Annotated in this window: 11 protein-coding genes and 1 rRNA gene; 3 read left to right on the top strand and 9 right to left on the bottom strand. The window is 66.2% G+C overall.

The window, feature by feature from the left end; translation table 11 throughout:
- The 8 genes from BW991_RS18385 to BW991_RS18350 form a co-directional block, all read right to left on the bottom strand.
- Nucleotides 1-68, bottom strand: a 16S ribosomal RNA gene (locus tag BW991_RS18385); the annotation flags it as partial.
- A 341-nt stretch (nucleotides 69-409) separates the two neighbouring features.
- A complete protein-coding gene (dnaB, locus tag BW991_RS18380; protein ID WP_076603573.1) occupies nucleotides 410-1,819 on the bottom strand; it encodes a replicative DNA helicase in 1,410 nt (469 codons plus the stop codon).
- 133 nt (nucleotides 1,820-1,952) lie between these two features.
- Nucleotides 1,953-2,402 carry a 50S ribosomal protein L9 gene (gene rplI / locus BW991_RS18375; RefSeq protein WP_076603572.1) on the bottom strand — a complete coding sequence of 150 codons (450 nt, stop codon included), beginning with the start codon at nucleotides 2,400-2,402 and terminating at the stop codon, nucleotides 1,953-1,955.
- A gap of 16 nt (nucleotides 2,403-2,418) precedes the next feature.
- The gene (rpsR, locus tag BW991_RS18370; protein WP_018991787.1) at nucleotides 2,419-2,691 is read right to left on the bottom strand and encodes a 30S ribosomal protein S18; all 273 of its coding nucleotides are present in this window, start codon (nucleotides 2,689-2,691) and stop codon (nucleotides 2,419-2,421) included.
- Entirely contained in the window at nucleotides 2,654-3,007 is a 354-nt protein-coding gene (gene priB, locus BW991_RS18365) for a primosomal replication protein N (protein WP_076603571.1), read from the bottom strand. The genes rpsR and priB overlap by 38 nt, the downstream gene beginning before the upstream one ends.
- A gap of 1 nt (nucleotide 3,008) precedes the next feature.
- Nucleotides 3,009-3,392, bottom strand: a complete 384-nt coding sequence (rpsF, locus tag BW991_RS18360; protein WP_076603570.1) for a 30S ribosomal protein S6 — start codon at nucleotides 3,390-3,392, stop codon at nucleotides 3,009-3,011.
- Between the two features lie 103 nt (nucleotides 3,393-3,495).
- On the bottom strand, nucleotides 3,496-7,584 hold the full coding sequence (hrpA, locus tag BW991_RS18355) for an ATP-dependent RNA helicase HrpA (RefSeq protein ID WP_076603582.1): 4,089 nt from the start codon (nucleotides 7,582-7,584) through the stop codon (nucleotides 3,496-3,498).
- Nucleotides 7,585-7,756: 172 nt separating this feature from the next.
- The gene (locus BW991_RS18350; RefSeq protein WP_076603569.1) at nucleotides 7,757-8,353 is read right to left on the bottom strand and encodes a Yip1 family protein; all 597 of its coding nucleotides are present in this window, start codon (nucleotides 8,351-8,353) and stop codon (nucleotides 7,757-7,759) included.
- A gap of 143 nt (nucleotides 8,354-8,496) precedes the next feature.
- On the opposite strand from BW991_RS18350, the gene BW991_RS18345 reads away from it, so the two are divergent.
- Nucleotides 8,497-8,991 (top strand): DNA-deoxyinosine glycosylase, encoded by a 495-nt coding sequence (locus tag BW991_RS18345; protein ID WP_076603568.1) that lies wholly within the window; start codon nucleotides 8,497-8,499, stop codon nucleotides 8,989-8,991.
- Complete coding sequence (locus tag BW991_RS18340) at nucleotides 8,988-10,271, top strand: TIGR03862 family flavoprotein (protein WP_076603567.1); 1,284 nt, start codon at nucleotides 8,988-8,990, stop codon at nucleotides 10,269-10,271. Before BW991_RS18345 ends, BW991_RS18340 begins: the two co-directional genes overlap by 4 nt.
- A gap of 16 nt (nucleotides 10,272-10,287) precedes the next feature.
- On the opposite strand, the gene crcB is transcribed toward BW991_RS18340, so the two are convergent.
- Nucleotides 10,288-10,686, bottom strand: coding sequence for a fluoride efflux transporter CrcB (crcB, locus tag BW991_RS18335; RefSeq protein WP_076603566.1), 399 nt, complete (start codon nucleotides 10,684-10,686; stop codon nucleotides 10,288-10,290).
- A 229-nt stretch (nucleotides 10,687-10,915) separates the two neighbouring features.
- Here crcB and BW991_RS18330 point away from each other — a divergent pair, with 229 nt between their 5' ends.
- Nucleotides 10,916-12,649, top strand: coding sequence for a glutamine--tRNA ligase/YqeY domain fusion protein (locus tag BW991_RS18330; RefSeq protein WP_076603565.1), 1,734 nt, complete (start codon nucleotides 10,916-10,918; stop codon nucleotides 12,647-12,649).
- Nucleotides 12,650-12,719: the final 70 nt, after the last annotated feature.

Raw genomic sequence — 12,719 nt, 5'->3', positions numbered from 1 at the left:
CGTTCGACTTGCATGTGTAAAGCATGCCGCCAGCGTTCAATCTGAGCCAGGATCAAACTCTTAAGTTCAATCCAACAAAGTACTCAAAGAATCATTACTGACATCTGTGAGCACTCAATCTTTGCAACATTAAAACCGCCGAAGCAGTTCGGTCGCGCCAACCAAGCACCCACACTTATCGGTTGTCCAATTTTTTAAAGAACCGCCGCCGAAGCAGCGAGAAAGAGATTCTGACAAACTTAACTTCTTTCGTCAAGCACCGCAGCAAACTTTTTTAATTCGCCGCCGCACCGCCCTCTCTTTCCTGCCCCCACCGCCGCCGCCAAGTCCGCCGCAGCGCTGAAGAGGCGCGAATTATATAGACCTCAATTAAACCGTCAAGCGTTTCGACAAAGAAAAATTAAAATACTTATTCGCTCTGATAAAAACCGGCGCCGCCGGCGTAATTCTCGAATCGCGTGCATTCACCGATAAAGGTCATTCGCACGGTGCCGGTCGGGCCATTACGGTGCTTGCCGATAATCAGCTCGGCCGTCCCCTTATCCGGCGAGTCGGGGTTATAGACCTCGTCACGGTAAATGAACATGATGATGTCCGCGTCCTGCTCGATGGCGCCGGATTCGCGCAGATCGGACATCACGGGGCGTTTGTTCGGGCGCTGCTCGAGGCTTCGGTTGAGCTGGGACAGGGCAACGATCGGCACATGCAGCTCTTTCGCGAGCGACTTGATCGAGCGCGAGATCTCTGACAGCTCGGCGGCACGGTTGTCGCTTTCCTTGGTGCCGACCATGAGCTGCAAATAGTCGATGACGATGAGGCCGAGCTTCCCGCACTGACGCGAAAGGCGGCGTGCGCGGGCGCGCAGATCGATCGGATTGAGCCCGGGCGTCTCGTCGATGAAGAGGGGCGCGTCGTAGAGCTTGCCCATCGCCATCGTGAGGCGCTGCCAATCCTCGTCGCCGAGACGGCCCGTACGGATCTTGCCTTGGTCGATGCGGCCGACGGAGGAGATGAAACGGGTGGCGAGCTGGGTACCCGGCATTTCCATCGAGAAGATCGCCACGGGCAGCTTGCAGTCGATCGCGACGTGCTCGGCAATATTGAGCGCGAAGGTGGTCTTGCCCATCGCGGGACGACCCGCAACGATGATCATGTCGGAGGGCTGGAGACCCGAAGTCTTGTCGTCGAGGTCGGCGAGGCCGGTCGGAACGCCGGTCACTTCGGTCGGACTGTCGCGATCGTAGAGCTCCTGAACGCGGTCGACGACCTGCTTGAGGATAGGCTGGATCGACACGAAACCGGTGGTCGTACGTGCGGACGATTCGGCGATCTCGAAGACCTTGGCTTCGGCTTCGTCCAACAGGGTCTTGGCGTCACGACCGGTCGCGCTCAGCGCGGAGGCGGCGATCTCGTCGCCGACGGTGACGAGCTTGCGCAGGATCGCACGCTCGCGGACGATTTCGGCGTAACGGCGGATATTGGCCGCCGACGGCGTGCTGTTGGCGATTTCCGCGAGATAGGCGAGTCCGCCCGCCTGCTCGGATTCGCCGCTCTTCTCGAGCGACTCGAATACCGTGACGACGTCGGCCGGCTTGCCCAGATCGAGCAGCTTGCTGATGTGGCGGAAGATGCGCCGGTGGTCGTCGCGATAGAAGTCGGCTTCGCTGGCAAGGTCGGCAACGCGCTCCCAGGCCTGATTGTCGAGCAGGATGCCGCCGATCAGGGATTGCTCGGCTTCAAGCGAGTGCGGCGGGAGCTTGATTGCCGAGATCGCGGGATCGCCTGAGTTCGCGGAGAAGCGGCGCTTTTGTGTGGCCATCGGAGACGGTCTTCCTGGGGAGCAAGTGCGGAATTCTACCGAAGCGGCGGCAGTTGCCGAAAAAGGGCAGCTACCGAAAAAGTAAAGGGGCTGCCGCGGCAGCCCCTTTTGCAATCACGTCAGCGCGGGCGGATTACTGTTCGCCGAGCACGGAAACGGTGACCGGAACAACGACGTCGTGGTGCAGGGCGATGTCGATCTGCACGTCGCCGATGGCCTTGATCGGGCCTTCCGGCATGCGGATCGCACTGCGCTCCACCTTGAAGCCCTGGGCGTCCAGCGCCTCGGCGATGTCGATGTTGGTGACGGAGCCGAACAGGCGGCCGTCCATGCCGGCCTTGCGGGCGATCTGCACCATCAGGCCTTCGAGCTTGGTGGCGACAGCCTGGGCTTCGGCGAGCTTCTCGGACTGGGCCTTCTCGAGTTCGGCGCGCTTGGCTTCGAACTCGGCCATGTTGGACTGGGTCGCGCGCTTGGCCTTGCCTTGCGGGATCAGGTAGTTGCGGGCGTAGCCGTCCTTGACCTTGACGACGTCGCCGAGGGTGCCGAGGTTGGCAACTTTTTCGAGCAGAATGATTTGCATGTCCGATCTCTCCTGATTACTTGTGCAGATCGGTGTAAGGCAGCAGGGCGAGGAAGCGCGCGCGCTTGATCGCCGTCGACAGCTGACGCTGGTAGTGAGCCTTGGTACCGGTGATGCGGGCCGGCATGATCTTGCTGTTTTCGGTGACGAAGTCCTTCAGGATGTCGACATCCTTGTAGTCGACTTCCTCGATCTTCTCCGCAGTGAAGCGGCAGAACTTGCGCCGCTTGAACAGGCCGCGGTTGCCGCGGTCATCCTTTTTCTTTGCAAACTTCTTGTTGAACGCCATTTTCGTTTCCTTCCAGAAATTCGATCTTGCTCAGGTGCAGTACCGGGCTCCGGCTGCGAAGACTCTTCGCGGCGAGAAATCCGGCGACCCTTATCCTCATGCCGGGGGATGCGCTGGCCAGTACGCCGGCCAGATCACCAACCGCAACCGCCTGCAGTTCCACCGAAACGTCGCGGACCAGGCCCGCTTCCATTTGTTTCGATTCGTGCGCGAGGCCGCAAGCGGCGATCGGCACTCCTGCCGGGGTTCGACGCAGGGGCTGGAGTTCAGCGATCCGGGCGTCGAGGTGCAGCTGGTTGATCCCCTCGTCAGTCACCTCAGACGGATTCGGCCTCGGGCTTCGCCTCTTCCGCGGCAGGCGCGGCGGTCAGCGAGCGGGACTTTTCTTCCTTCATCATCGGCGACGGGGTGACCACAGGCCCCTTCATCTTGACGACGAGGTGGCGCAGGACGGCGTCGTTGAACTTGAAGGCGTGCTCGAGCTCGCCAAGAGCTTCGCCGTCGCACTCGATGTTCATGAGGACGTAGTGAGCCTTGTGCACCTTCTGGATCGGATAGGCCATCTGGCGGCGGCCCCAGTCTTCGAGGCGGTGGATCTGGCCGTTGCGGGCGGTGACGAGCGACTTGTAGCGCTCGATCATCGCCGGGACCTGTTCCGACTGGTCCGGGTGGACGATGAATACAACTTCGTAATGTCGCATGGAAACTCCTTGCGGTTGATGACAGCTCCCCGGCATGCGAACCGGTAGAGCAAGGGAAGCCGATTAGATTAACAGGAAAATCTCACCAAATCAAAGAGCCGCGTCAGCGCGGACGGGCGTCCCAGATCTTCTGCAGGCGCTTCACCGACATCGGCATAGGGGTCTTCAATTCCTGCGCGAAGAGGCCGACGCGCAGCTCTTCGAGGAGCCAGCGGAATTCGTCGAGGCCGGGGTCGTCGACGCCCGCCTTGCGCTTGGCGAGCCGCTCGCGCTCGAAGGGCTGGGCGAGGCCGCGCCAGTCGGCGAGGAGTTGGGCGTCGCGCGCGGGATTGTTGCGCAGCTTGTCGAGGCGCACGCCGGCAGCCTTGAGGTAGCGCGTGAAGTGCGCGAGACGCTCCCACGGGAAGGCGACGAGGAAGTCCTTGGGCATCAGCTCGCGCACCTGGGCCTGGGTGTCGGCGGCGACTTCGGGGAAGCCCTTGAGGCCGGTAAGGCGTTTCTGCAGCGTGGCATGCTCGGCGATGAGGCCGACCGCGAGGCGCATGAACTCCTGCGCGATCAGGGTGATGCGCGGCTTGGCTTCGATGCAGCGCCGCTCGAAACTTGCGGCATCGGCGGGGAGAGGGTCGAGCAAGCAGGTGCGCGCGAGGGTCGCGGCGACGAGCTGCGCCTTGAGCTCGGCTTCGGTGCCGAAGGGGATGAAGGCGAGTGCGAGCTCGCGCAGGCCGGGGAGCTTTTCGATCGCGCGGACCTGATCCTTGAGCGTGAGCGCGAAGAGACGGGCGAGGCCCTTGCGATGGATCTTGGCCGCTTCCTCGGGGGTGTCGAAGGGGCGTAGCGAGACGCTGTCGCCGTCGTCGTACAGGGCGGGGAAGCCGATGACTTCGCGGCCGGCGACCTTGACTTCGAGGAGTTCGGGCAGCTCGCCGAAGGTCCAGGCGGTGATGCCGGAGAGCTGGGCGACGGACGATTCGGCGGCAGGCGTGGCCGGAGCGCCCTGCCCCACATGCCCTCTCGCCGGCGCGGTCGAAGACGCCGCCGCTTTTGGCGCCAGAACCTCCGGCATCGCGATACGGGCCCCGCGGAAACGCTCGGCCACCTGATCGCGCAGCCGCGTACGCAGTTCGGCAAGATTGCGCGACTGGCCGAGCACGCGGCCATGCTCGTCGATGACGCGGAAGTTCATGAAACAGTGCGGATTGAGGTTTTCCGCACGGAAGGATTCCATCGGCAGCTTGAGCGACACGCGCTCCTCGACGAAGCGTTGCAGGGCGCGCAGGAGCGCTTCGTCGGTGTCCCATTCGCCGGCGTCGAAGTGTTCCATGAAGGCCGCGGCGCTTTCGGAGATGGGCTGCAGGCGGTGGCGGTGCTTCTGTGGCACGGTGCGCAGCAGTGCGGCGACCTTCTCTTCCAGCAGGCCGGGCACGAGCCACTCGCAGCGGTTCGCCGGGATCTGGTTGAGCATCGCGAGCGGGACGGTGAGCGTGACGCCGTCGTCGGCTTCGCCGGGCTGGTGCAGATAGGTGAGCTTGAGCTTCTGGCCGAGGACTTCGAAGTTGGCCGGAAAACGGTCGGTGGTGATGCCTTCGGCCTCGTGGCGCATGAGCTGGTCGCGCGAGAGGTGCAGGAGCTTCGGCTCGGCCTTCTCCGCCGTCTTGCGCCAGGCCTCGAAACTCGGGAGATCGAGAATATCTTCCGGCAGCTTGGCCTCGTAGAAGGCGTGGATCAGCTCTTCGTCGACGAGGACGTCGGGGCGGCGGGACTTGTGCTCGAGGCGCTCGATCTCGGCAACGAGGCGGCGGTTGTGCTGCAGGAAGGGCATGCCGCGCGCCGCGCCTTCGGCGATCTCGCCCTGCACGAGACCTTCGCGGATGAAGAGCTCGCGGCACAGCTGCGGATCGGTGTCGCGATAACCGACGCCGCGACGGGCATAGAGGACGAGGCCGTGGAGCGTGCCGCGTTCCCAGGCGCGCACGGCGCCGGCGGCCTTGGACCAGTGCGGTTCGAAGATCTGGCGTTTGATGAGGTGGGCTCCGACTTCCTCGAGCCATTCCGGTTCGATCCTGGCGAGGCAGCGGCCGAAGAGGCGCGAGGTGTCGACAAGCTCGGCACAGACGATCCACTTGCCGGCCTTCTTCGCGAGCGCAGAGCCGGGATGGGGCCAGAACTTGATGCCGCGCGCGCCGAGATAGCTGCCCGCCTGCGGGCCGCTGGCGTCCTCGATCTTGCAGCCGACGTGGCCGAGCAGGCCCGCGAGGAGTGCCTTGTGGAGGGCTTCGTAGTGCGCGGGCTTGTCGTTTTCCTTCCAGCCGTGCTCGGTACACAGCGTATGCAGCTGCGTATGGACGTCGCGCCATTCGCGCAATCGCATATAGGACAGGTGATGCTGCTTCGCCCATGCCTTCTGCTTGCTGCCGGTCTCGTGGCGCAGCACCTCGGCCCAGGCTTTCCAGAGATTCCAGTACCAGAGGAATTCGGAGCGCTGGTCCTGTTCGCCGCCGCGGAACTTCGCGTGCGCCTGGTCGGCTGCGCCGGGGCTTTCGGGGTTGCGCTCGCGCGGGTCCTGGGTCGACAAGGCGGCGGCGATGACGAGGACTTCGGCGAGGCAGCCGCGGTCGCGCGCGGCGATGATCATGCGGCCGATCTTGGGATCGAGCGGGAGCTTGGCGAGTTCGACGCCGGCCGGCGTGAGTTCGCGCGCGTCGTCGTCCGTGACCGCACCGAGCTCGGTGAGGAGCTGGTAGCCGTCGGCGATCATGCGCGGGAGCGGCGCGTCGATGAAGGGGAAGTCCTCGACCGCACCGAGACGCAACGACTTCATGCGCAGGATCACGCCGGCGAGCGAGGAGCGCAGGATCTCGGGGTCGGTGTGCGCGGGACGCTTGCCGAGGTCGTCCTCGTCGTAGAGGCGGAAGCAGATGCCGTCCATGACGCGGCCGCAGCGCCCCGCCCGCTGCTTGGCGGCCGATTGCGCGATCTTCTCGACCTGCAGCTGCTCGACCTTGTTGCGGTGCGAGTAGCGCTTGACGCGAGCGAGGCCGGTATCGACAACGTAGCGGATGCCGGGCACGGTGAGCGAGGTCTCGGCAACGTTGGTCGCGAGCACAACGCGGCGCCCCTTGCCCGGCGCGAAGACGCGCGCCTGATCCTGCGCGGACTGGCGCGCATAAAGGGGCAGGATTTCGGTGCCGGCGGCGTGATGGGCCTTGCGCAGGGCTTCGGTCGCTTCGCGGATCTCGCGCTCGCCGGGCAGGAACACCAGGGTGTCGCCGGGACCGCTGCGGTGCGCCTCGTCGACGGCGTCGACGATCGCGTCGTAAAGGTCGCGATCCTTGCGGCGGTCGGCGCCGGGGCGGCGGGACTCCTGCGCCGGCTCGTCGTCGGATTCGACGGGACGATAGCGCAGCTCGATCGGATAGAGGCGGCCGGAGACTTCGATGACCGGCGCGGGCTTGCCGTCGGAAGCGGCGAAGTGGCGGGCGAAGCGGTCGGCGTCGAGCGTCGCGGAGGTGACGATGACTTTCAGGTCGGGGCGGCGCGGCAGCAGGGTCCTGAGGTAGCCGAGCAGGAAGTCGATGTTGAGGCTGCGCTCGTGGGCCTCGTCGATGATCAGCGTGTCGTAGGCGGCGAGCGTGGGGTCACCCTGCGTCTCCGCGAGCAGGATGCCGTCGGTCATCAGCTTGACGCAGCTCGCTTCGCTGAGGCGGTCAGTGAAGCGGATTTTGTAGCCGACGGCCTGGCCGAGTTCGCTCTTCAGTTCCTGCGCGATGCGAGTCGCGGTCGCGCGCGCGGCGAGGCGGCGCGGCTGGGTGTGGCCGATGAGGCCGGCGGCGCCGCGACCGAGCGCGAGGCAGATCTTGGGCAGCTGGGTGGTCTTGCCCGAGCCGGTTTCGCCGCAGACGATGACGACCTGGTGGGCGACGATCGCCGCGGCAATCTCGTCGCGCCTCTGCGTGACGGGGAGTTCGGCGGGGAAATCGGGTTTCGGCAGGCGGGCCTGGCGTTCGGCGAGCGTCGCGCCGGAACGGGCGCGCAGCGCGTCGAGGTCGGCCTGCAGGCGCTCGCGCTTCGCCCCCTGGTTGCGACCGATATCGCGCGCCAGGCGGCGCAGGCGCGGGCGATCGGCGGTGAGGCAGTCGGAAAAATCATCGCGCCCGCGCGCGCTGGCATGGCGGGGGTCGGTAGAGGTCAATCTCGAGTCGTCGGAAGGCGCCTGCATCCGGCGACGCGGGCGAACGGTTAACGAAGAATTCCCCGGCACCGGCGGCGCCGTGGGAAAAGTGCGGCGATTATGCCAGAACGTCGGGCACCGGCCGCAGCGCGGGCGCCCGGCGCCGGAGTCGCACCGGGCGCGGGTCAGGCGCTCAGCGCAGGCCGACGATCATGCTCATCGCGAGCGCGAGCACGACCAGCAGGGCGCCCCAGGCGATGACGCCCGCCGTGAGGACGAAGGAGCCCATCAGGCGCGACTTGCTCCGGTCGTCGAGCTTGAAGAGCGGGTAGACGCCGTGATAGATCAGCGCCGCCGAGGCGACCCACGCGAGGGCGACGACGATCCCTGCCGCCCACGCGGAAGGGATGAAGAGCGCCAGCGCGGAGAGCCACAACGGCGTCGGCGCGACCGCGGCGAGGATGAAGGACTCGGAGTACGGCGGCGTGGCATCGACGACATCGCCCATCTGCTGGATGATGGAAGCCATCAGCGCGACCATCGCCAGTTCCGCGACATAGAAGGCAACCGCGGCGCCAAGCGCCTCGCCGACGGTGATCTGCGGCACCAGTTCCGGAAATACCGCGCCCGGTGTGGCGAACATCGAGTACAGGAACATCGCCGGCGGAATCAGCGACATCGGCATCACGTACAGCGTGAATATCTTCGCGACGGTCGGATGCACCTGGATCAGGTCCTGCCAGCCCTCCGAATACGAGTACAACATCTTGGGCAAGTTGTGGGTGTTCATTGCGAACCTCCTTATCTCCTCGAATGAGACAATCATTCGACCGGCCGCATCGGCAATCTATCCATCGACATGCGCGTCTTGCGGTACCAGGCGCAGCTGGGTACCGTGCGTCCCGTTTCCCGCCGCGTACAAACCGCCATCCGATGTCCCGACTCGAAGGTTTCTCCCCGATCGCGCTTCCGCATGCTCACACCCTGATCCTGGGCAGCATGCCGGGCGCGGCCTCGCTCGCGGCGGGGCAGTACTACGCGCATCCGCGCAACGGCTTCTGGCCCATCGTGTGCGCCGTGCTGGGCCTCGACGGGGCACTGCCTTACGCGGAACGTGCGCGGCTCTTCACCGAACGCGGCTATGCGCTGTGGGACGTGCTCGGCGCATGCCGGCGCAAGGGTAGCCTGGACGCGGACATCGAACCGGAGTCGATGGAAGTGAATGATTTCGCCACCTTCTTCGCGGCACACCCGGGGATCGCACGGGTGTTCCTCAACGGCACGGCGGCGGCGACGCTGTTCCGGCGGCACGTCGTGCCGGGACTCGACGAGCGCATCGCGTGGCTGCGGCTGCCGTCGACGAGCCCGGCGAACGCGTCCTGGTCGTACGAGAAGAAGCTTGCCGCGTGGCAGGAGATCGCACGATGACAGGCGCGAACGAACGGCGGGTCGCGGTGATCGGTGCCGGACCGGCCGGGCTGATGGCGGCGGAGATGCTTGCGGAGCGCGGCTTCGCCGCAGACGTGTATGACGCGATGCCGTCGCCGGGGCGCAAGTTCCTGCTCGCGGGCATCGGCGGACTGAACCTCACCCATTCGGAGCCGCCCGAGACCTTCGTCACGCGCTACCGCGAGCGGCAGTCGGAGCTCGCGCCGCTGCTCGAGCGCTTCGGTGCGGGCGAGTTGCGCGCATGGGCGCGAAAACTCGGCATCGACACCTTCGTCGGCAGCTCGGGGCGCGTGTTCCCGACCGCGATGAAGGCGGCGCCGCTGCTGCGGGCGTGGCTGCACCGCCTGCGGCAGGCCGGGGTCCGCCTGCACGTGCGCCATCGCTGGCTGGGCTGGGAAGGCGGAACCGAGGACCCGACACGCGGCCTGCGCTTCGCGACGCCCGAAGGCGAGTGCCGCATCGCAGCCGACGCGGTGATCCTCGCGCTGGGCGGCGGCAGCTGGGCCAAGCTCGGCTCGGACGGCGCCTGGATGCCTTGGCTGGCGCAGCGCGGCGTGGAGCTCGCCCCGCTGCGCCCGGCGAACTGCGGCTTCGACGTCGGCCAGCAGGCCGGCAACGCGGCGCCCGGCTGGAGCGGGCATTTCCTCGACCGCTTCGTCGGCGCGCCGGTGAAATCGCTTGCGGCGCGCGTCACCGATGCGCGCGGGCAGACGCACGAACGTGCGGGCGAGTGCATGATCTCCGCGACCGGCATCGAGGGCGGGCTGATCTACGCGCTGTCGGCGCCGCTGCGCGACACGATCGAGGCCGCGGGTTCGGCGACGCTGTACCTCGATCTCGCGCCCGGGCGCAGTCTCGAGCGCCTTGCGGAGGAACTCGCGCGCCCGCGCGGATCGCGTTCGATGGCAAGCCACCTGCAGAGCAAGGCGGGCATCGAGGGCGTGAAGGCGGGCCTGCTGCGCGAATGCCTCGCGAAGCAAGACTTCGCGGTACCGGAACGCCTCGCCGCCGCGATCAAGGCCTTGCCGATCAGCATTGCCGCACCACGCCCGCTCGGCGAGGCGATCAGCAGCGCGGGCGGAGTGCTGTTCGAGGCGCTCGACGACAGGCTGATGCTGCCCGCGCTTCCCGGCGTGTTCTGCTGCGGCGAGATGCTCGACTGGGAGGCGCCGACAGGCGGCTACCTGCTCACGGCATGCTTCGCGACCGGCCGCGCAGCCGGGCTGGGCGCGGCCGACTGGCTGGCCGGCCGGGAATGAACACAGCGGAGCGCGATCAGCCGCGCCAGGCGTTGAACGCCGCGTAGCCCGCCCAGGCCATCAGCAGGGAACCGGCGACATGCAGCAGCGTATGCAGGGCGAGCCACGCCCATTCGCCGCGCTGCACAAGGTGCAAACCTTCCGCGGAGAAGGTCGAGAAGGTCGTGAGGCCGCCGAGAAAGCCGGTCGTCAGCAGCAGGCGCAGGGTCGGCGACATCTCCGGCACCGCATGGATCCACGCCAGCGCAGCGCCCATCAGCAGGCCGCCGAGCAGGTTCGCGGAGAGCGTGCCGAGCGGGATCACGAGGAAGAACGGATTGAGCAGCAGCCCCAATCCCCAGCGCAGCCACGCGCCGAGAGCGGCGCCGATACCGATCGCCACGAATGCGGGCAGGGTCGCCAGCGGTGCGCTCATCGCCCGCCCCCCGTGCAATCGAGGGCGCTTCCGGGCATCGGGCGCTCGCGGCGCCGGCCGATTCGGCTGAAATGCATGGGTCGTCCAGTGAATGGCAATCGGATGGAATTCTAGCCCAGCAAGGCCCGCACCCGATGCCCCAGCCGGTGCCGGAGACTCATTCCGGGCGCCGACGCGCTAAAATCGCCGACTTACGCAATTTTCGCCCTTTGAATCGAGGCTTTTCCCCGTGTCCGACACTCCGAAATCCGGTGCCGCCGCCGCGCCCGCGAGCAATTTCATCCGCAACATCATCGACGAGGACATCCGGAGCGGCAAATGGGGCGGACGGGTCGAGACCCGCTTCCCGCCCGAACCGAACGGCTACCTGCACTATGGTCACGCCAAGTCGATCTGCCTGAACTTCGGCCTGGCGCAGAGCTACGCCGGGGTGTGCCACCTGCGCTTCGACGACACGAACCCGGAGAAGGAGGAGCAGGAATACGTCGACTCGATCGTCGAGGCGGTGAGCTGGCTTGGTTTCGACTGGGGCAAGCACCTGTACTTCGCGTCCGACTACTTCGACAGGATGTACGCGTGCGCCGAGTACCTGATCGTCGCGGGCAAGGCCTACGTGGAGTCGCTGTCCGCCGAGGAGATGCGCGCCTACCGCGGCACCCTGACCGAAGCCGGGCGCGAGAGCCCGTACCGCAGCCGCAGCGTCGAGGAAAACCTCGAACTCTTCCGCCGCATGCGCGCCGGTGAATTCGCCGACGGCGAGCACGTGCTGCGCGCGAAGATCGACATGGCTTCGCCCAACATCAACCTGCGCGACCCGGCGATCTACCGCATCCGCAAGGCGCACCACCACCGCGCGGGCGACAACTGGTGCATCTACCCGATGTACACCTTCGCGCATCCGATCGAGGACGCCATCGAGGGCATCACGCATTCGATCTGCACGCTGGAATTCGAGGACCAGCGGCCCTTCTACGACTGGCTGCTGGATGCGCTCGCAACGGGCGGCTTCTTCCCGCGCCCGCTGCCGCAACAGATCGAGTTCGCGCGCCTCAACCTAACGTACGTGGTGCTATCGAAGCGCAAGCTGATCCAGCTCGTCGAAGAAGATCATGTGTCGGGCTGGGACGATCCGCGCCTGCCGACCCTGGTGGGCGCGCGCCGCCGCGGCTTCACCGCGGGGGGCTTCCGCCTCTTCGCCGAACGCATCGGCGTCACCAAGTCGGACACCTGGATCGACTTCAGCGTGCTCGAGGAATGCATGCGCGAGGACCTCAACGAGGCCGCCGAACGCCGCGTCGCGGTGCTCGACCCGCTGAAACTCGTGATCACGAACTACCCGCAAGATCAGAGCGAGCTGTGCGAGGCGCCGAACCATCCGCTCAAGCCCGAACTGGGCAAGCGCGAGATGCCGTTCGCGCAGGAACTGTGGATCGAGCGCGAGGACTTCATGGAAACCCCGGTGAAGGGCTTCCACCGCCTCTATCCGGGCAACATGGCGCGCCTGCGCTATGGCTACGTCGTGAAATGCACGGGTTGCGAGAAGGACGCCGACGGCAAGGTCACCGCGGTGCTGTGCGAGTACCTGCCGGACACCAAGTCGGGCACACCCGGCGCCGACAGCGTCAAGGTGAAGGGCAACCTGCACTGGGTGTCGGTCGCACATGGTTACGAGGCCGAAGTGCGCCTCTACGACCGCCTTTTCGCCCATCCCTACCCCGGCAACCGCCGCGAGGGCGACCCCGAGGATTTCGAACGCAGCTTCCTCGACGACCTCAACTACGACTCCAAGCGCACCCTTCGCGCGGTGCTGGAACCGGCCCTGCGCAACGCGGCGCCCGAGGAGCGCTTCCAGTTCGAACGCCACGGCTACTTCGTCGCCGACCGCGTCGATTCGCAAGCCGGCGCGCCGGTATTCAACCGCACCGTGACGCTGAAGGACTCGTGGGCCAAGGCCAAGGGCTGAGTAACCGAGGCTCCTCGCGCGGTTGCGCGCACCGGACGAAGGGCGGATCATCGGTCCCGACATGCCGTTT

The sequence above is a fragment of the Aromatoleum tolulyticum genome, from assembly GCF_900156155.1.
In the GTDB taxonomy this organism is placed as follows: domain Bacteria; phylum Pseudomonadota; class Gammaproteobacteria; order Burkholderiales; family Rhodocyclaceae; genus Aromatoleum; species Aromatoleum tolulyticum.
This window is presented reverse-complemented; position numbering and strand designations above follow the sequence as displayed.